The following is a 21,802-nucleotide window of genomic DNA, read 5'->3' as shown; positions in this document are numbered from 1 at the left end:
AATATGTATTCAAAAACGAAATTGGCTTTAATTTGTTTAATTTTACTCCTGTTCAATATTGCTGTTGTTTCAGCTAGTGATATTAATTCAACAGATTTGGGATTAAATCAGGCTGATGATTCTGTTGCAACAGGAAATGAGGATTTAAAATTAAATAATGCCAAGGATATGGAGGTAATTTCTTCATATAATGATTCTGATAGTGATATTCTCAATAAAAATTTAAATGAAGATGAAAACTTAATGGCTTCATCTAAGGGGACTGTGAAGTTAGCTACTACAATAACCCCTATTCACACTAAAGTTGCTAAAGGAAGCAATTTCCAGGTATATCTGAAGGATTCAAATGGCACTCCAATTAAAAATGCTGCCATAGCCTTTAAATTGGATAATGCTAACTACAATGCAGTTACTAATTCAAAAGGAATTGCAAGCCTTAAAATTACAAAGAATGTCGGAACATATTCATTGACTGCAACATATAAAGGTAACAGTAAGTACAATCCTTCCTCAAAAACAGTTAAACTTTATGTTCCAAAGGTCACTTCACTTGTCATTGGAAATGACATATTGCTTACAAACGGATATCTGAAGGTTTACATGAAAAGTGCTTATGCTTCAGCAATATCTGGTCAAACTTTGACAATAACTGTTGGAGGCAAGAAGTTTACTAAGAAAACAACTTCCGAAGGTATTGTCGTAATCAGACCTAATTTAGGTACAAAGACTTATGAAGTCAAGGTTACTTATTCAGGTACCAAGGAGACCACCAGTGCATCAGCCTCTAAAAATGTTACTGGTATTAAAGGAACTCCGGTAAATCCATTTTTAAATTCCGTTCCTAAGAAGAATGGAGTTCCTGATGTGGATTATATGTTTGCATTTTACGTGCTTGCTGACGGCAATGCTAAATACACTCTTTTAAAGGACCAGTATCGTGAGGTCATTAAAAGAGATAGCTATTGTTTATTCATGAAAAATAAAATGACTAAATATGTGTTCTTCAAAACAAAAGCACAACCTAAATACTTGCATTTGATTGTAAGGGAAAAATGGAATGTAATTGAAAGAGCAATCAACACAAGAATTGTTCTTATGAACAAATATAATTATGCTCCGGTTCAGATAACTGTAGACCTGAAAGGAAAATCCTATACCTATTCCGAAGTGAGGGATGAACAGGATACAGGTTATACCTGCGGTCCTACATCATGCAGTATGTGTACTCAGGTTTTAAGAAACTATGTCAATGAATGGCATTTGGGCCTAGATGCAGGTACCAATTCTTATGATGGTTCAAGTACCAGCGGCCTGAAAAGGGCATTGGAAAAATACAATATGAAATGTACATATTACTATAAAAGCACATATTATTCCAAAGCCATAGCTGAACTTAAAAAAGGAGGATGTGCATTAATATTCCACACCTGGAGCCATTATGTTGCAATTTTGGATATCAGTAAGGATGGTAAGAAAGTTTTAGTGGGTAATCCTTCTGGAGACTATGACCATGGAAGCCACGATATTCCAACCAATTGGCTATCAGTGGACTATATGTACAATCAGTTCAATGATTACGATACTTCCAGTCTGATTGTCAAACTTAATTATTCATTGAGTCAGGCCACTAAAAACAAAATCAACACATTCTATTCAAATATGGGTTCATGGACCCGATCAAATACAAATGAAAGACTTCCTCAAATTTAATTTTGAGGATTTTATTTACTTTTTTTTTAATTTTTTTCCAATTGGAAAGTGTTTTATAATTTTTTCTAGAATATTATATTAATCAAGATAAGTCTTATTGGGCTTCAAAGAAATGAAGAAAAATTTAAGCCTGCAGAATATGGTTAATTAATTGGTGATGAAATGGATAAATGCCCTAATTGAGGTTATCCTTGTGATGTTTTTGAAGCACCTTGTTCTAATTGAGGATTCATTCCTTTTGTGGAATTTTTGTTTGCATGTTTTTGACTGATTTTAATAAATTTTTAATTTGCAGTAAATACTATTTTTTTGTAACATCATTGACAAAAAATTTTTATAATATTTTATCAAGAAATATATTTTATGGCAAGGCAGATAAATATCAATAAAAAGGTTCCTCTTTCTGAAATTCGTGATGTTAAAAGGGATTTGAAGAAATTTGTGGATTTGTATGAAAAAGTTACATTTATTGAAGAAATTTATTGTGATAATAGTGTAAAATCTGCCATGGAAAAAAGAGGAAAAACTGCTCAAACAGGTTATAAATGGGTTAAAGATTGGAATGAAAATGGCTTTGATGGTCTATTTAGAAAGGAAGGGTCTGGAAGGAATTCAAAGTTGTCTGACCTTCAATTTAAAGTTTTAAGGGAAAATATTATTTCAAAAGGTTTATCCAGTATTCCGGAAATTAAAAGTGAAATAAAAAAGGAATTTGGGGTTGTGTATTCAGAAAGGCATCTCAGACGGCTGATTTTTGATTTGGGTTTTGAAGATATGATAATTTCAAATCACATTAAATAATTTTATATATGATTTTTTTTGTCCATTTTGTTTTGAAGGGTATTATTTATCAAGTCATGCCTGATTAAAGTATTATTTTTTTGTACAGAATTATTTTTTCAATAGAATAATGTTCATTTTTAATGTAATTTTTTTTAAAAATTATTTATATAAATTAATTTTATATATTCTTTTTAATATATTTTATTGTGATAATTATAAGAGTCTATACTATGAATGTTAAATTAGATAGGGGAATGTCAACATTACTCATTTTTATTATTGCTGCAGCTATTTTAAGTGCTGCTCAAAGTGTGGTAACAACAGGTATTGCTGGAATCATGGATGACTTTCATGTTTCTTCAACTACTGCTCAATGGATTTATTCTTCATTTTTGTTAGTTTTAGGAGTTATGATTCCGTTATCCGCTTATATTACTCGCCGTTTTAAAGTTAAAACTATTCTGTTGTCTTCATTGTCATTGTTTTTAGTTGGATCTTTGCTGGCATATGTGTCTCCAAATATTATTGTATTGATTATTGCCAGAGTTATTCAGGCAATCGGTTCTGGAATTTTACTTCCTATTACTCAAATTGTGCTTTTTAAGGTTATTCCGGAGGAAAAATGGCAGATTTATATGGGATTATTTGGTTTCATAATTGGAATTGCTCCGGCATTGGCTCCTACTGCAGGTGGGATGATTATTGATTATGTTGGTTGGAGGTCAATTTTCTTAATTTTTGCAGGCATGGTATTCGTTTTGATATTGGTTGCACTTGTTGTTGTTAAGCTGGAATTTGAAACCGGCGATTATCCTTTGGATGTGCTTTCATTAATTTTATGTGTTTTAGCATGTGTTGGAATAATGCTTGGATTTTCAAACATTGCAGGTAATGGATTTGATTTGGTTTATGTAATTTTACCAATTGTTGTTGGTACATTCAGCTTAATATTCTTTGTCCGCCGTCAGTTTAACATTAAGACACCATTGGTTGATTTACATGCTTTGAAAAATAAATATTTCTTTTTTGGAACATTATTTTCAGCATTGCTATATTTCACAATGTGTGGATTGAATGTTATAATGCCTTTGTTTGTTCAGACTGTTACTTCCCACAATGCAACAACCTCAGGTTTAATTTTGCTTCCCGCAACTCTTGTCATGATTGTATTTAATTTTATAGGTCCTCTTTTAGCCAATAAAATTGGAGTTAGAAAAGTATTGATTATGTCATGTCTCTTTTCGATTGCGGGTTATCTGATAATGATGACTTATGATGCAAACTCTACTGTTGAATATATGATTATTACTCAAATAATAAGGGCTATCGGTGCTGGTTTAGGTTTAATGCCTGCAGTTACATGGACTATTGCCGTTGTATCTGGTGATGTTGAAGATGCGACAGCTATCAACAATACTGTAAGACAAATCATTGGTGCAATAGGATCTGCTGTTGCTGTGGTGCTAATGACAGTTTTTGCAGGAGGGGTACTGGCTCATAATCGTGTTTCTGTAGCAGCATTCGGACAAACTTCATTGGTCATGTCTATTCTGGCGGTTGTTTGTTTGGTGATTGTAATATTATATATTAAAGATGAAATTCATGACTTGATGTAATTCAGTCTTATTCTTATTTTTTTATATTTACTTTCGATATTACTTTTTTATATATCATATTTTTATTAATTTGATAAAATACTTATTTTTGAATTAAATTAGTTTATTTTAATTAATTTAATTAAATATTTATTTTAATTTAAAATTAGTCAATAATATATACTATTAAATATTATATATTTTATATGAGATTAATTATCAATAATTAATTCTTACTAATCGATAGTAAAGGAGGTGAAAAATGAGCAAGAAAGCTTTTATTTTGGTACTGTTTGTATTGGTTATTATTAGCTTAAATTTCTGTGTTGCGCAGGAGGTTAATAATGTCACAGATGATGATTCATCACTAATATCTGCTGAAAGTGATAATTCAATTGCTCATTCAGACCAAACGGCTTTAAAATCATCATCTCCAATTAAAACCCAAATTGATGTTAAAAGTAACACAACTTTTGATGTTGTTGGAGATTATTTCCAAGTTAAACTTTCAGATGATAAGGGTAGTGTGTTAAAGAATACCAAAGTTTACTTTACGGTTTCTGGAAACACTTATACTAAAACTACCAATAATTATGGAATAGCATCTCTTAAGCTTAACTTAAATGATGGATCTTACAAGATTGCAACAAAATTTTTAGGAAATTCTAAATATAATGCTTCTTCAAAAACAACCTCAATCACTATTAGGAATACCATTGCTGTTGAAGATGGGCTTTCAAGCATGGAAATTCAAAAAATTATCGATGGTGCAAAAGATAGGAATGTCATTTTATTTAAGGGATCAAGTTATTCTAATATTAATTTGGTATTGAGTAAACGTTTAACATTATTAAGCAGGTCAAACACTATCTTAAAATCAGGAAATGATAATCCTGTATTTATAATTAGGGGTAAAAGTGCTTCATTAACCACTATTAATGGTTTCAATATTCAGGGTAATGGTAATGGAATTTCAATTGTCAATTCTGATTATATCAGGCTAATTAACAATAAGATATCCACTAAAAGCAATGCTATTGTTGCAAATGCAGTCAAATATCTCAATATCACTAAAAACAATATTGTTCAAAATTCAAAAAATGGTGTTGTTATTGTAAATTCAGATTCCGCTTATATTATAGGCAATATAATCTCCAATAATGGTGTGAACGGTATTGAATTGGCAAATTCCACTAAAATTTATATCCATGGTAATACCATTTATGGAAATGGTGGGAATGGAATATATACTTCAGATAGATTAAATAGGGTTAATTATGGTAGTGCACCTGAAAATCTTCATATAATTGGGAATACCATTACAAAAAATTCCAATAATGGGATTTATATTTTGAGAGCAGGTGACAATGTTAATATAAAGGGAAATGTCATTGATTATAACGGAGACAGTGGTATTTCATTGACTTCTATTGGAGATAATATGATTCAATCTAATGAAATTGCCAGTAATGGTTATGTTGGTATTGAGTTCAATGACGAGTATCTGAAACCTGAAAGTCAGGATATAAGCTACAATGCCCTTTTTGGAAATAGGCATATTCAGGTTGAAGCCAAAGATGTCGAATACTCATTTAAAGGTGGGCAATTGGAGCTTGGTGATAACTGGTATTCTGATAAAGCTTTAGTTTGCCCTAAAATTAAAACAAATAGGATACAATTTTCCGTTACTCAAATTGGAAAAAATAAATTCCAGGCATCATTTGTCGATTCTAATGGAAAGATTGCCAGTTTGCTTCCTGATAGAACTTTGACTTATACAACAAATAATGGAAAGTCGGCCACTATTACTGTAAAAGGTGGATCAGGTGTATTCACAGTGGATGCAAATAATGGTGATATTATCAAAGCGGTTGTTGATTATTCTCCAAGGGAAAATGTTTATGACAGCAATGTTCCGGTTTCTAACCCGTCAAATGGCGTAACTCCAAGTTATCCTTATCCTGATATACCATATGGCCATGATGATATGAGTGTTAACGGTAAAGTTAACGGCAATGGCAATGGTAACGGTAATGGAAATAATGAAGGTTCTGGAAATTCCGGCCAAGGTTTTTCACAAAGTGGAGATAATGGAAACAGCACATATAATGGCCAGCAAAATTCTCCTGGCGATAGTGCAAACAACCCTTCAAAAGATGTTTCAAATGCTTATGAATCAGAAAGCTCCGCTTCTGCACAAAGCGCTGTCGGCGGAGGCAGTGGGGATTCAAGCAGTATTGAATCTAAATCTGTTGTAAAACAAATTATTATTGATGAAGATGAATTCTTTAGAGTCACTGGAATGTCATTTATTGTATTGTTGATGATATTGACAATTGGTTATTATTATCGTGATGATATAAAAGAAATGAATTCTAAAAGATAATTCTCTTCTTTTTTTCTATTTTTCTATTTTTCTTTATTGTAATAAATTATTTAATATATTTTTTACAAATCTTATATTATCTATCTTTGGAGGACTTTAAATGAATAAAAGTGATTTGAAAAGAGATTATTTTATGCTTAAGGGACCACTTGCTAAAAAGGGTTATGACTGGTGGTGGCATTCCTTAACTGCATATAATAAAAAAACTGGCGAACCAAGACCATTTTTCATTGAATACTTTGTATGTAATCCTGCACTGGCTGAAGAGGAACCAACTTTAGGTCAATTGCCTGAAAACAAAGCTGCTGGCAAAAAACCGTCTTATTGCATGGTCAAGGCAGGTGCATGGGGTAAAAATCCAAAACAAATTCATAATTTTTATTCTATGAAATATTTTGATTGTCCTGATGATGAATTGAATATTCGTGTTGGGGATTGCAGTCTAACCGAAACTCACATGAGTGGATTTGCAAGAGTAAGCGAAGAAGACGCTCAAAATCATCCGGAATATATGTGTGATGCGGGAGATATGATGTGGGATTTGGATATTGATAAACAAATCACTTTTAATGTTGGTTATGGTGCAAACTCCTTGTTCAGAAAATTAAACTCTTTTGAAATGTTCTGGCATGCTGAAGGAATCAAAACTCAATATAAGGGTACTATTTGGTTGGATGGTGAGGAATATGAAGTAATTCCTGAAAAATCCTATGGTTATGCCGATAAGAATTGGGGAGGGGATTTTACTTCACCATGGCTTTGGATTTCATCATGTAACTTAACCAGTCTTAAAACTGGTAAAAAACTCAATAATTCTGCTTTTGAAGCGGGTGGTGGAAGACCAAAAGCATTTGGAATATCTATTCCTCGCAAATTGCTGATTGGATTTTACTATGAGGGAACCATGTATGAGTACAATTTCGCAAGATTCTGGAACATGGTGAAAATCGACTTTGACTTTGAAGAGGGCGATGAAATTCATACATGGCATATAAATGCAAGCAATAAAAATTCAAAAATGGAAATGGTACTCTACTGTAAACGCGATGAAATGTTACTTATTAATTATGAAGCTCCTGATGGCCAAAAAAGACACAACCGTTTATGGAATGGCGGAAATGGTTGGGGTGAAATCAAACTATACAAGAAAGACGGAACATTAATCGATCATGTGAAAATGGAAAATGCTGGCTGTGAATATGGGGAGTATGATAAGTAATGATATTTACGGATATTCTTGCATTAATTGTAGTATATATTTATGTTGCTGTCATTTTCGTTGTAGCTGAAATGGTTTTAAAGACAAGGCCTGAAGTTTCACGTAAATTTTTGCACATTATGGTAGGTAATATGATATTTGCCATGCCATTTTTCTCAGATCCATGGGTGATGGTTTGGTTTTTAACATTGCCGATTACAATAGGATTGTTCTTCTTGACTGAATACTCTCCTGTCAAAATTGAAAACAGCGTAACTGAATCAGGACATGCCTTAGGCTTATTTTTCTATGCATTGATTTGGACAATATTAATTGCAATATACAGTATACTCTCTCCGGCAAATAATCCTAAATTCTACATTTGGATTGTGGCATTGGCTATTGTTCCTATGGTGTATGGTGATGGATTTGCAGCATTGATTGGTCAAAAATTCGGTAAAGTCAAATACACAATATTCGGAGGTACAAAATCTCTTGAAGGATCACTTACAATGTTTGTTATCACATCAGTAATGAGCGTATTTGTGTGGATGGTTTTTACTTCAATCGGTTGTACAATGCCTGAATTTAATATTGTCTACATATTGGCGATATCTGCTATTGCGACTGTCTGTGAAGCATTTAGTTATGGTGGAATTGACAACTTAACAGTTCCTGCAGTAACTTCAATTTTATACTATCTGGTGGCTGTATTATAGCAGCTACTTTCAATTCTTATTTTTTGCATTTCACTCAACGATTTTCGCATCTTGGAAGCACTGCCAAATAGCCATTTATATGGAATTGCCCTAAGTTATATTATCGAATGGTGATGATATGAACTTAAGGAAAGAGGCTGAAAAGAGAGTTGACAAAAAAATAAAGTTTCAAGAAAATCTATATAAATATTTGATTGTAAATACAGTAATAGCAATTGTTTGCTTTGTATTTCTGCAAAGCTTTTGGCTATTGATATTTGTAATGTTTTTCTGGGGTATTGGAGTTTTAGATGACTTTTTTAATGCATATTCTCTTAATAACTGTCGTGAAAAAATGATTGAAAGAGAAATTTCAAAAATGGGTGATTAAATGAATGATAATTTACGCGCATTGGCTGAAAAGCGTGCAGATGCAAAAATTAAGTTTTATAAAAGTTTCATGATCTTCATTATTGTCAATGCATTTTTGGCAGTAATTAATGCAGTATACACTCCACAATTCTGGTGGGTTCTGTTCCCGCTATTTTTCTGGGGTATTGGAATATTCATTAAATTTTTAAATGCTTTTATAATTGAAAATAAATTTAATACTGTGGAATATCGTGAACGCAAAATTCAGGAAGAAATGGCAAAATTAGGGAATGAATCATGAAGGTAAATTTATTTATTTCAAGGGATATTGAAGAGCCGCATGCGGACATCCATACCAATGAATTGACTGACAATATTACAAGAGCAATGTCAATTCTTGAAAGTGATGATTCTAATGATATGCTGGCCGTTAAAAAAGGGTCTGACTTTGCACTTTTGGAATTTAGTGATGTCTACATGTTTAGGGTTGAAGATAAGCAAGTTAAAGTTTATACGGAAAACAGTGAATATCTGATTAAAAAGCCATTATATCAGGTTGAAGAGACTTTGGATAGTGATTTTGTAAGGATTTCAAAATCCACTATCGTTAATTTAAAAAAGGTTGAAAGAGTAGCTCCCTCACTTAAGGGAATGATGTTTATACAACTTAAAAATGGTCTAAAGGACAACATATCAAGAAAATATCTGCCTGATTTCAAGCAGGCTTTGGATTTATAGGTGATGAAATGAAAGTTGATTTAATAAAAAGATTGGCAATGGGTGCTTTTGTCGGCTGTTTTATCGTAATGATTATTATGGTTTTAATATCCTTGCAGGGAGGACCTCATAATGTTCATTTTTCAGGTGAAACTATCATAAATGCGTTCTTAGGTTCAATTGTTGTCGGATGGGGGTTTTCCATAACAGGGCTTATTTATGAAAGGGAAGATATTGCATTTCCACTTCAGGTATCATTCCAAATGGGCATAGGAATGATAATCTTATTTGTTATTGCAATTTATCTGCAATGGATGCCGATTAACATGGGACTTGGTGTTATTGTTGAGTGGATTGTAATAGCTTGTATATTTGCTGCTGTTTCTTGGTTTGGATTTTATATTTATTATTATTTGGTTGCGCGCGATTTAAACAAAAAATTGAATGGTGAATAGTTTTTCTATTCATTCCATTTTTCCTCTTTTATAACCGATTATTAAAAGTATAAATATTATGATTATTCCAATAACATAATATTTGATATCTAGTGATCCCTGTTTGATAACTGAGTGTGATTTTTTATTTAATTCATATGCTTTGTTATTTTTTCCATGTGATGTTGAATTTCCAACAATTTCGTTGTCTTTTGAATTATAATCGTCATTTGCATCAGATTTAATGTGATTATTGGTGTTGTTTATATTTATTTGGTTATTCATATTGGATGCTTTGGAATTTTTTGAATTTTCATTTTCTGTATTTATTTTATTGCTGTTTTTGTTTGCATTGTAGTTATTTGCATTGTTGTTATTGTTACTGTCTGAATTCTGATTATTGTTCGGCCTATCAACTTCATCATCCTCATCATCAAAGAAATTTTCAGGGAAATAATCTTTTAAAGTATCTTTATATCTGTTTAATAAACCTAAATTCATAGTTTCTAATAAATTGGAGTGGATAGTTGATGATACTCTGCTTCTGTGTGTTACTTTGTCTGGATCGATGACTGACGGGTCATTTGGATCTTGAGTTCCCCAATCGTTGTTGTTGAAGTCAGTATAGAGGCTTTTTACATCATCCCATTTAATGAATATTTCCTGTCCTTTGGGGGATGTATTATTTGTAATGAGGTTATCATGAATATGAATGCTTGTCACGGCATCATACATTGGTTGCTGGATGTAAAATGAACCGCCTGTTCTTCCACCAGTATTATTGACGATTATTGAATTTTCAAGGTTTAAGTTTCCGGAAACCATTACTGCACCACCGTTTGTACCTGCAGTATTGTTCATAAATATGCATCTTTGGATATTTGATTCTCCAGACCAGCTGTAATATGCTCCACCCCATTCGTCCGCATGATTGTACATGAAGATGCAGTCCTGAACATTACCGTATCCTTGAACGCTAACACGAATAGCTCCACCATCCCTATGGGCGGAATTGTTTATAAACACGCAATTGTATATGTCAGAATGGGCAAAACATGTTGTAACTGCACCGCCGTCATGATTCCCATGATTTCCAATGAATAAAGAATTTTCAAGTAAAAGATATCCTTTTTCTTCTTCAGTACCGTAATTGGAAATGCCCCCTGCATTGACACCAGCGGTGTTGTTAATGAAAATGCAATTGTCCACACTGACATGGCCAGTTTCTATTGAAATGGCTCCTCCAAATCCTTCTGTGTATGCATTAATGAATGTTATGTTCCTAAAAACCACATGAGTCGAGTCATTTCGTATTGAAAAAAGGTTATATTTCTTTTCCCCATCAAAAATGATTTTTTCGGGATTTCCACTGCCTTCAAGAGTAATGTTTTTTGTTAATGTTACATTGTTGAAGTGATATGTTCCTGGTTTAATTAGGATTACGTCTCCATTTTGAGCATTATTAATTTCTGATTCTAAATCTGAGGATATGTCGTTTAATATGGGATTTTCAGCTGTTGAAATTATCATATTATGTGCTGTTGTGTTGTCTTCAAATGCATTAACTCCATTGATAAAAATCAAAAAGATAAATATTGCCAATGCTATTTTGGCTGTTTTCATTTTGATGATATAACCTCCTTAATTTTATCAAATAATCATTTATATATTATATTATTATTGGATATTATAATATTTTCCTATCGATTGACGGATTTAAATTTATAATTTTTATTCATCGTTATGAATTTAATTATAATTATTTAAATTTATTATTTTTTTTAATTATTAATTAATAATTAATATTTTTTTAATATAACTTATTTAATCAGTAATTTATTAATTTTAACTTTTTTTCACTTGTATTTTATATTATACTTGTTTTATTTTTTGTTTAAAAATTATCGATAAATAATAATGTTTATATTAATGGTTGTCCAATAGATATAATCATACTAATGGTTTAAATAAAAAATATTCATTTCGATAATGCTATTTTTTTATTTTATGTTAGTGTAGTGAGATTAATTTAAGGAGAAAAAATAATGAATAACAAGAAGATATTAATACCTCTCCTCTTAGTTATTTTAGTCGCATTATCTGTCAGTTCAGTTTCAGCATCTAATGCAACAGATGTTTTAGCTGCTGATGAAGCTGCTGATGATGTAGTTGCTGTTGATGCGGTTGATGAAGTAGTTGCTGCATCTTTAAAACCAGCCACTAATGATACTGCAGGTGTTCAAAATGCGATTGGAAACGCTGCTGTAGGAGACATTGTCGATTTAAGTAATTTTGATTCTTATGATTTTGCAGGTAATACAATTAATGTAACAACAGACAATTTAACTATCCAAGGTAATGGTAAAACCCTCATTACAGGATATGGTGACGGTAATGGATTATTCAATGTAAGATCCAATTATGTTACTTTCACAGGATTGAACTTTGTTGACACCAACCCTAAAAACAATTTGACCTATGGAGGTAATGTTGCAGGTTGGGGTGTACGTTTCGATGGTGAAGCTGGTTCTACTCATGGTGTTGTAGATAACTGTACTTTTAAAGATTTCAATCAAGCTGTTGTTGTAGCTAGTTCTAATTATGTAACTGTTAAAAATTCTATATTCAATGGTGGTATCGCTACTTTACTCATTAACGATCCTACTGTAAATAAAGAAAAAGGTTCTAAAACTATTAGTGTAATGGGTTCTCACTTCCTTACTGTTGATAATAACATATTCAATGGCCCTGTTCTTGATGGATGTTCCATTGCAGGAGGTAGTGGTGATGCTAGAATTACCAATAACTTATTCAATGGTAGTGTTTATGCTATTTTCTTCGGAGGAGCATCAACTGAAGGTACTTTCATTGATAACAATGTATTCGATCGTTGTGGTATTTTCCAAGATGGAGAACGCTTATATGGTGCTTTCCCAGTAATCAGTATTGAAAAAGCATCTGACAGTATTTCAATTTCTAAAAACATTTTCCATGCAGTAAATGAGAATTTATTAATTGCTGCTCAACAAGGTAATACTGCTCACGGTTACCCAAGTACTCTTGGAAACATTAATGTAACTGATAATACTGTTTTAGCAGCGGATAAAGATGTTGTTGGGGCATCTGTAACTTTATTACACATTCTCTGTCAAAAAAGTCAATTAAACCCATTCGCAGCTATTGATGTAAGAAATAACGAATTATTCGATGGTGTAAAAGCTGCTGTTGTATGGTCCACTGAATGGGGAACAGAACCTGCATACTACGGGAAAAAAGCTAATAATGTCACAGATATTATCATTCCTAAAGCAGACTTAGTCGCTACTCAAATTGTAGTTAGTGATATTGCTGCTAACGGTACTGTAACTGCAAAATTAGTTGACTTTGCAGGTAAAGGTATTAACGATGAATCTGTTTTTGCTATTATTGAAGGCATTACTGTAAATGCAACAACTGATAAAGATGGAATTTTCACCATTGCAGGTATTCCTGAAAAAGACATGTCAATTATATTTGATGGTACAGAAGACTTTGCTTCATCTGCATTGAACTTAACTTTACCTAAATCCACTGTAATTGTTCCTGTTGCTACTAGTATTAGTACTTCAGGTGCAACTATTTATACAGCTGCTTCTAAAGTTATTGCTGCAAACTTAAAACTTGAAGACGGTTCTGCATTAGCTGATAAAGTGGTAGCAATTTTAATTGACGGTGAAACTGTTGGTTTTGGTTCTACTGATGAAAACGGTACTTTCAAAGTGACTGTTAAAAATATTGCTGCAGGTACACACAGTATTGTTGCATACTTCGCTGGTGATAATAATACTAAAGCTTCACTTGATACTGCAGTACTTAAAGTAAACAAAAGAGCTACTGCTTTAACTGCTTCTAAAGCTACTTTAGCAGTTAAAAAAGTTAAAAAAATTAAAGTTGCTTTAAAATCTGCAAAAAAAGCTGTTGCTGGTAAAAAAGTTACTATTACTGTAAACGGTAAAACATTTACTGCAAAAACCAATTCTAAAGGTATTGCAACTATCAGTGTAAAAGTTCTCAAAAAAGGTAAATTTACAGCTGCTGTCAAATTTGCTGGAGATGCTACATACAAAGCCACAATTAAAAAAGTGGTATATGTTGTTAAATAAATAAGTAATAATCCTATTATTACTTTTTCTTTTTTTTCTTTTTTTCAAATGTTAGTTGCATTTTTCAGATAATTTTTAAAATCCTTGGGTAGATTATAAATATTATTTGGAATATATCATTTATCATCGTTAATAATAAATCATTATAACGTTTTATGAAATATTTTAAATTAAGGTTATTTAATTTAAAATTATATTTTAAAGTGAATATATTTCTAAATAAATATTATTTGAGGGGATTAAAATAAAAAAATCTAAATTAATGTCAATATTGCTATTTGCAGTATTTTTTTCGATAGTATTTTTGAATGGAGTCTATGCTGAAAATGGCGATATTAATCTAACACAAAGCGATGATAATTTCGATACAATTCAAAGCATGATTGATAGTGCAAATCCAGGTGATTCAATATATCTTAAGGATAAAACCTATCATGGGAATGGTTCAGCAATCACAATCAATAAAAATATTAATATTTATGGATCAGACTCGTCCGAAACAGTATTGGATGCATGCGACAAATCAAATATTCTTGTAATATCCCGTAATGCCAATGTAAATATTGTCGGTTTAACTTTTACTAATGGACGTACTCTCGGAGATGGGGCAGCTATTGATAATGACGGAAAGTTATCAATCATAAACTCAACTGTAGTTAACAATTATGCCGAAAGTGGTGCTGTACACAATTCAGAAAATGGCGAATTGAATGTTTATAATTCATTATTTAATAACAATACTGCCAGTTTTGGTGCTGCAATTGATGATTATGGGGGAGATTTAAAAATTGAAAATTCCACATTCCTCAACAATAATGCTCTTGAAGGTGGAGCAATCTATAAAAGGTTTGGAAATTTTTTAATATATGGTTCAATTTTCACCAATAACTCCGCAGCCCGTGGTGGAGGAGTTTATAACAATAGAGGTTTGTTAAAAATTTATAATTCTCAATTTTATTTTAATTACGCTTCTGATTTGGGTGGTGGAATTAAAAGCTGGGGATATTGTGAAGCCTATGATTCAATTGTACAGAATAACACCGGAGATTGTGGCGGCGGATTTTTCATATCAGAATTCCTTTTAACTATTGAAAATTGTACAATAGATAATAATACTGCACGTAAGGGTGGTGGAGTATATGTGGAAGCTAAAGCAGGTTTAACTGTTTCAAATTCAGTGATAACAAATAACTCTGCTTATCGTGGTGGTGGAATCGATTTGAATCAAGGTTATTTAAGTCTTTCAGATTCAACAGTCACCAACAATGTTGCAGATACTAATGGTGGGGGAATATACTGTGCTATATTTTCATCAGAAATTAAAAATTCCATCATTAATAACAACTCTGCAAAAAATGGTGGAGGAATTTATGTTAATGACATTCCTCTTACAGTTAAAATGACTGTCTTGAATTATAATTCTGCTGAAAATGGCGGTGGAATTTATAATACTGGAAGTCTAAGTTTAACTGATGTTGATTTGGAGGTTAACAGTGCAAATAATAATGGAGGTGCTGTTTACAATACAGATTCATTGACACTCAGCAATTCTACTGTCAATAAAAATTATGCCCCAGTTAATGGAGGCGGAATTTATAATGCTGGAAGTCTAAGTTTAACTGATGTTGATTTGGAGACTAACAAAGCAGGAGGCAATGGAGGCGCTGCTTACAATGAAGGAGATTTGGATATTGTAGATTCAACTTTTAAATCTAATGAAGCAATGTTTGGTGGAGCAATCTATACAAATTCTCTGTTGGGAGTTAAAAATTCAGAATTCAGTTCAAATAGTGCATCTAGAGCAGCAGGAATTTATTCAAATAGCAATTTAGAAATTGATAATTGCCAGTTTATTAATAATAAAGTAATGCATAATTCTGGGGTGTTATATCTTTTAAAGGATAATGTAAGGATTACTGATTCCTTATTCAAATTAAATACTGGTGCTGATGAAGGGGGATGCATTTTTATTAATAAAAATGCCGATGTTTATATAAATTCCACAAAATTCATATCAAACGATGCTAAAAGCTATGGCGCAGCGATTGATAATTCTGGCATATTAACAATTGAAAACTCTTTATTTGATGATAATGAGGCATACGGTGCAGGTGCAATTGATAATGGTGGGAATTTAACAATAAATCATTCAAATTTCACCAATAATAGGGCAACCAACAACGGTGGAGCCATTGACAATAAAGGTAATTTGAATATTGTCAGTTCTGTTTTTGAAAATAATGTTGCTAATGAAGATGGAGGAGCAATAATTGCAAGAAGGGGAATTAATGTTTCCTATTCTTCATTTAACAATAATTACGATAAAATAGGATATGCGATTTTTAATAATACCTGGGACAGCATAAATGTTTCAAATAATTGGTGGGGATCAAATAATCCCAAATTTGAAAAATTATTTAATTTCAATACCTCCGATGATTTTACTGATGATTTTACTTGGATTGCAATGAATGTTTCAAACGGCACCAAGTTGATTCAGGATAAAGATGCAAAGATAGTTATTGCTTTTGAAGGAGTTAATAAAAATAATTCCAGATTTAAAATTATCGTGCCGGAATCATTGCCGATTTTCAAAGTAGAGGTATCTAATGGAAATATGTTATCTGTTGAAAACGGATATCTATCAGACTATATTAAAATTCCTTCAGAAAAGATTATTGTATTTAAATTGAATGATGAAAGCATTAGTTGGAATGTTGACAGTAATCCTTCAACAATTAAAAGAATAATTAACAACAAAAATGTTGTTGTTGATTATAATGGTAAAGCAACATTTAAAGTTCGTGTAATTGGGGATAATGGAAAGCCTGTTGGTAAAGGTGTTGTAATTTCAATGAAAGTCGGCAAATCAATTTTCAAAGTAAAAACCAATGCTTATGGATATGCTTTTAAAACATTTAGTTTTGCCCCTGGAAAATATGTAATTGCAACTTCCTATAAAGGGTACAGTGTAAAAAATACAATAACCATTAAAAAAGTTCTAAAGGCAAACAGTGCCGTCAGGAAAAAGGCTAAATCAATTAAATACTCCGCCAGCTTAAAAACAAGTAAGGGCAAAGCGATTGCAGGCACAGTTATTTTCAAAATCAAAGGTAAAACATATGTTGCTAAAACTAATAAAAAAGGTGTAGCTACTATTGCCTTAAAGAATTTTAATGTAGGCAAATATTCTGTTGTTGTCAAATACTTGAAATCACAAGTTAAAACAACATTAATCGTTAAAAGATAGTGTAAAATTATTTTTTTACACTCATTATTTTTTTTCAATATGAAATTACATTTATATTAAAAAATTGAATTTGATTGATTTAGGCTTTTTTTAAGCTAAAAAGTAAAATACTTTAAATATATCGATAGTTATATTATTATATATTGATTATAGTTTCAATAAAATTAATGAAATTGTGGGTAAAATATGAAATTCAATAAAAGTTTAGTTATATTTTCATTTTTATTTATTGCATTATTGTGCATAAGTTCTGTTGGAGCTAGTGATGATGCCGCTATTGACGGTAACGTGTCTAGTTTAAAACTTGAAAAAATAAATGAAAATATTGAAGTAGATACACAGTTAATGGCATATGATAATGAATCTGTATTGTCCGAGCCAAAAACTATCCATGTTGAAGAAATTGAGGACAATCATAATGAAATGACTGATCCAAGTATTCAAAAGGTAATTGATAGTGCCAATGCTGGAGATACAATTATTATTGATGGTAAAAGCTATGTTCATTGTCATTTTGTCATAAATAAGAAGTTAACAATCAAAAGTACTATAGGAACAACTATGAGTGAATGTCCTGGAAATACCAAAGGATCAGGATATCATGGAATTTTCTATATATCCCCTGAAGCCAGCGGTACTGTAATTGAAGGATTTGAAATTGCCTTCGATAAAAATAACCAGGTAGACGGTGAAAACGATTATGGGATATTTGTCAAAGGGGCATCTGATGTTACAATTAGGAATTGTAAAGTATCAACATATGGTTTTTCTGATTCAATCAGGTTGGAAAATGCAAAAAATACAAATTTGGCAAATCTCACATTATTCAATGCAAGTAATGGAATTAGAATCATAAACTCTGAAAATATACAAATAGGAAAATCCAATATTAAAAATATAAAAAATGGAATTAACATTATCGATTCATCACAAATTAAAGTAAACGACAATATTATTTCGAATAATGAAATTTCAGGAGTATCCTTTTCAGGCAACTCCAAGAATCTAACTGTCATCTATAATAATATCACTGATAATTTCAATGGAATTAAAATAACTTCCACTGATCATGTTTATATTTTAAGCAATTATATAGCTTTTAATACATATAATGGAGTGTATATTGACTATGATGTTATTAAAATAGAAATTAAAGGAAATTTCTTCAATCAAAATCATTTTTGGGAAGTTTTCAATGATTTTCATACAACAAACCTTCCAGATAATGGACATGAAAAACAGATAGTTGATAACAATTACATGATTAATTATGGTTCTAGCGGCACTTCAGACATTGACAGGCCTATTTGGACACAAGTTTATGACTATCTGCCAGGATATGGTGAATATGATTATGATGCGGCCAATGACAGATATGTTTATGTTGGAGAAATGAAAGGGGATTACTACGGTCACCAGGGCGTTATGTTCATTGCCCATGTCTTTGAGATTAACGAATTCATGAACTGCCCTAATATCTATCGCAGTCCTGGCAAAATATGGTCGAAACCTGCAGATTTGCTATTGGACATAAGTGAAATTACACAGGTCAAAAAAGGAGTTTATTCCGTTTCTATTGTAAATGCAAATGGGACTGTTGCAAATGATTTAAGTTCCGTACCGGTTACATTCTATCTTAACAAGGCTGATAAAAGTGCAAATCCTAAAGAAGGGGATGTTTATCAGACAGTAATGATGAAAAATGGAACTGCTACTGTTACATTTGCACCATCTTTGTTTAACGAAACAGGAAATGTAATAACTGCAGTATTCCCAACACCGGGCACCGATATTGATAATAAGGTATCCCGAACATTCAATGTTGATGATGGAGATATTCCAGGCTCTTCAATAGATGCAAAAATTATTTCTTCAAATGTATACATGATTCCAAAATTGGCTGAAAATTATGTTATCACATTAAGGGATATTTCAGGCAATCCATTGGCTAACCAAAAGGTCACATTCACTGTAAATGGAAAAACTTACAATAAAAACACTAACAGCAAAGGTCAGGCAAAGGTTTTATTGAAATTCAGTGCTCAAAAAACCTATCAGATTAAAACTAATTTTGCAGGGACTGACAGTTATAATAAAGTTTCCAAAACAAATAAGATAATTGTTAAATACTCTTCAAAAACTGCAAAATTAACAGCACCTACAATAACCATTGCTCCAAAGGCTTTAAAATATTATGTGGTCACTTTAAAAGATGGAAATGGAAAAGGAATAGCCAAACAAAAAGTGACAGTTAAAATTAATGGAAAAAATTATGTCAGAACAACAAATGCTAAAGGTCAGGCTAGTGTTAAAGTAAAATTCAATTCTTTAAAAAATTATAAGGTAATTGCAAGATATAAGGGAAGCAAAATATATAAAAAAGCTTCTTCCTCAGGTATGATTAAAGTGGCCAAAATTACCACAAAAATCACTGCACCTACTGTTTCAACACTTCCAAAACAATCAAAAAAATATTCTATTGTTTTAAAGACAAATGCTGGAAAGGCCTTATCAAAACAAAAAGTCACAATTAAAGTCAATGGGAAAAATTATGCCAGAACAACAAACGCTAAAGGTATTGCAGCGGTGTCTGTCAAGTTTTCCAATGAAAGGTCTTATTCTGTTGTTGTGAATTATAAGGGCAACTCCATATATAAGTCTTCTAAGGCAACAGGTAAGATTGTTGTATCAAGGATAGCCACTCAAATAACTGGAAATGATAGAACTTACGCTAAAGATTCCATTAAGGAATATCAAATTACTTTAAAAGATAAATCAGGTATTGCACTTGCAAGGCAAACAGTCAAATTCACTGTCAATGGAAAAAACTATTCCAAATCAACAGATGCTAACGGCATAGCTAAAATTACTGTTTCCGATTTGGGTAAAGGCAAATACAATATTGTTGCAAAATATGCTGGAAATAGCAAATACAAGGCGATTTCAAAAACTAATAAGATTACTGTTACCAATAATACAAATATTTTTTATGTGGATGATTCTTTATCAAACTCTGAAATTCAATATATATTTGACAATGCTGAAAATGGTGCGGACATTGTCTTTTTGGGAGATACTTACAATGGCATTTCATTGAATGTCAATAAGCCGTTGAATATCTTCTCCAATGATAAATCTATTGTGATTGCTAAGAAGGGAAGTCCTGTATTTTCAATATCAGCGAATAATGTAACTGTTGCCAATTTTGTCATTAAAGGAAACTCCAATGATGGAATTGTAATTGATAAGTCTTCAGACATATCAGTTGTGAACAATTCATTTGTCAATAACCTTGATGAATCCAAAATTAAAAGTTATCTCGATGGAACTTTGATGCTGCCGGGTTACGGAATCCATATTTCAGATTCACGCAATGTTGATTTGTCTCAAAACACTATCTCTCAATTTGAAAGTGCAATATTTGTGGAGCATTCTTCCAAGCTAAGGATGGACACAAATTATTTGAGAGAAAATAATTACGGTATCAAATATGGATTTGGAGTTGAAAATACCCAAATTGTGAATAATGAGATATCTGACAATATCGGACTGTATATCATGACTGTGCCTGAAGGTCCAAGCGGCTATGGAATATTGTTAAATAACTCTGCAGTAAATGTCACTATAAATAAAAATCATATTTCAAATAACCATTTGGGAATTTCAATTGATGCAAATGGCTCAACCGGCATAGTCATAACTCAAAATACAATAACTGATCAGGTTTTGGAAGGAATTAGATTTAATGCAGGATATGATTTGGCTTTAAATGCTGTTAAACCTTTGGTGACTGATAATGCAATTTATAGGAATGCAAGAGGTCCTAGTATGATGATTTTGGGTGAATTGAGTGCAAATCCTGAAGGAATATATACTACTACCAACAGATTGAATCTGGATCCAAATTGGTATGGTACAAATAATTTAGTAACTTGGGATAATGATACAGGTGTTGTTGGGTATGGAACAATGTGTCCTAGAATCAATACTACGGGCATTGGATTCAATCTCACATATTCATCTGGAAGCTATGAGGTCATATTTCATAAAAACAATCAAATAGCTTCAAATCTTCCAGAGTTCGACATGTATGTCACATTAAACAGAGGAACAGATAAGCAAGCGGAAATCATATTTGATGTAATTGGTGGCATTGGAACATTCAAGTTCCCGTCACAGAATTATGATGTGCAGAATAATACTATTGAAATTTCCATTGGTTCATTAATCCATTCCACATCAAGGGTATTTAAATCAGAATACACTTATGATGTTCCAAAAAGTGAAATTCCTATTTAATCGGATATGTTTTTTGCATATTCCTTCTTTTTTTATTTTTTCATATAGATTTCAATATTTTCAAATGCTGTTTTTTAAAACAACTTCTTTTAAATGAATTTTTTATTTGATTATTTCACTATTTTATCTATTTAATATTAAAAATATTGGCGAGATTTTTAATATATTGCATGTTGAAATTGCCCCTATTTTCGGTGTTATCAATGTCACTTTCGAAT

General features: G+C 31.7%; 14 protein-coding genes. 13 read left to right on the top strand and 1 reads right to left on the bottom strand.

The genetic code is table 11. The features are described 5' to 3' along the window. Positions 1 to 3 precede the first annotated feature (3 nt). The 10 genes from QZV68_RS03735 to QZV68_RS03690 all read left to right on the top strand — a co-directional run bounded on the left by QZV68_RS03735 (position 4) and on the right by QZV68_RS03690 (position 9,914). Complete coding sequence (locus QZV68_RS03735; RefSeq protein WP_296878722.1) at positions 4 to 1,710, top strand: Ig-like domain-containing protein; 1,707 nt, start codon at positions 4 to 6, stop codon at positions 1,708 to 1,710. A 363-nt stretch (positions 1,711 to 2,073) separates the two neighbouring features. Further along, positions 2,074 to 2,511, top strand: coding sequence for a helix-turn-helix domain-containing protein (locus QZV68_RS03730; protein WP_296878720.1), 438 nt, complete (start codon positions 2,074 to 2,076; stop codon positions 2,509 to 2,511). A 212-nt stretch (positions 2,512 to 2,723) separates the two neighbouring features. Further along, positions 2,724 to 4,109, top strand: a complete 1,386-nt coding sequence (locus QZV68_RS03725; protein WP_296878718.1) for an MFS transporter — start codon at positions 2,724 to 2,726, stop codon at positions 4,107 to 4,109. A 241-nt stretch (positions 4,110 to 4,350) separates the two neighbouring features. Beyond that, positions 4,351 to 6,474: a nitrous oxide reductase family maturation protein NosD gene (locus QZV68_RS03720; RefSeq protein ID WP_296878716.1), complete on the top strand. Its 2,124-nt coding sequence runs from the start codon at positions 4,351 to 4,353 to the stop codon at positions 6,472 to 6,474. Positions 6,475 to 6,574: 100 nt separating this feature from the next. After that, a complete protein-coding gene (locus QZV68_RS03715; protein ID WP_296878714.1) occupies positions 6,575 to 7,693 on the top strand; it encodes a tocopherol cyclase family protein in 1,119 nt (372 codons plus the stop codon). Next, entirely contained in the window at positions 7,693 to 8,391 is a 699-nt protein-coding gene (locus QZV68_RS03710) for a diacylglycerol/polyprenol kinase family protein (RefSeq protein ID WP_296878712.1), read from the top strand. The genes QZV68_RS03715 and QZV68_RS03710 overlap by 1 nt, the downstream gene beginning before the upstream one ends. A gap of 118 nt (positions 8,392 to 8,509) precedes the next feature. Further along, positions 8,510 to 8,761, top strand: a complete 252-nt coding sequence (locus QZV68_RS03705) for a 2TM domain-containing protein (protein ID WP_296878710.1) — start codon at positions 8,510 to 8,512, stop codon at positions 8,759 to 8,761. Continuing rightward, on the top strand, positions 8,762 to 9,043 hold the full coding sequence (locus QZV68_RS03700) for a 2TM domain-containing protein (protein ID WP_296878708.1): 282 nt from the start codon (positions 8,762 to 8,764) through the stop codon (positions 9,041 to 9,043). It begins immediately after the preceding gene. After that, the gene (locus tag QZV68_RS03695) at positions 9,040 to 9,480 is read left to right on the top strand and encodes a LytTR family DNA-binding domain-containing protein (RefSeq protein WP_296878706.1); all 441 of its coding nucleotides are present in this window, start codon (positions 9,040 to 9,042) and stop codon (positions 9,478 to 9,480) included. Before QZV68_RS03700 ends, QZV68_RS03695 begins: the two co-directional genes overlap by 4 nt. 8 nt (positions 9,481 to 9,488) lie before the next feature. Beyond that, positions 9,489 to 9,914 carry a DUF3021 domain-containing protein gene (locus QZV68_RS03690; RefSeq protein WP_296878704.1) on the top strand — a complete coding sequence of 142 codons (426 nt, stop codon included), beginning with the start codon at positions 9,489 to 9,491 and terminating at the stop codon, positions 9,912 to 9,914. 9 nt (positions 9,915 to 9,923) lie between these two features. Here QZV68_RS03690 and QZV68_RS03685 read toward each other — a convergent pair whose 3' ends face one another. Next, complete coding sequence (locus tag QZV68_RS03685) at positions 9,924 to 11,516, bottom strand: hypothetical protein (protein WP_296878702.1); 1,593 nt, start codon at positions 11,514 to 11,516, stop codon at positions 9,924 to 9,926. A gap of 422 nt (positions 11,517 to 11,938) precedes the next feature. Here QZV68_RS03685 and QZV68_RS03680 point away from each other — a divergent pair, with 422 nt between their 5' ends. The 3 genes from QZV68_RS03680 (at position 11,939) to QZV68_RS03670 (ending at position 21,584) form a co-directional block, all read left to right on the top strand. After that, complete coding sequence (locus tag QZV68_RS03680) at positions 11,939 to 14,035, top strand: Ig-like domain repeat protein (protein WP_296878700.1); 2,097 nt, start codon at positions 11,939 to 11,941, stop codon at positions 14,033 to 14,035. Positions 14,036 to 14,297: 262 nt separating this feature from the next. Then, positions 14,298 to 17,285: a right-handed parallel beta-helix repeat-containing protein gene (locus tag QZV68_RS03675; protein WP_296878698.1), complete on the top strand. Its 2,988-nt coding sequence runs from the start codon at positions 14,298 to 14,300 to the stop codon at positions 17,283 to 17,285. A gap of 186 nt (positions 17,286 to 17,471) precedes the next feature. After that, a complete protein-coding gene (locus QZV68_RS03670; protein WP_296878696.1) occupies positions 17,472 to 21,584 on the top strand; it encodes a right-handed parallel beta-helix repeat-containing protein in 4,113 nt (1,370 codons plus the stop codon). Positions 21,585 to 21,802 lie beyond the last annotated feature (218 nt).

The organism is uncultured Methanobrevibacter sp. (assembly GCF_902801725.1).
Lineage (GTDB): Archaea > Methanobacteriota > Methanobacteria > Methanobacteriales > Methanobacteriaceae > Methanocatella.
The sequence above is the reverse complement of the archived record's forward strand: the minus strand, read 5'-3'. Positions and strand labels throughout refer to the sequence as shown.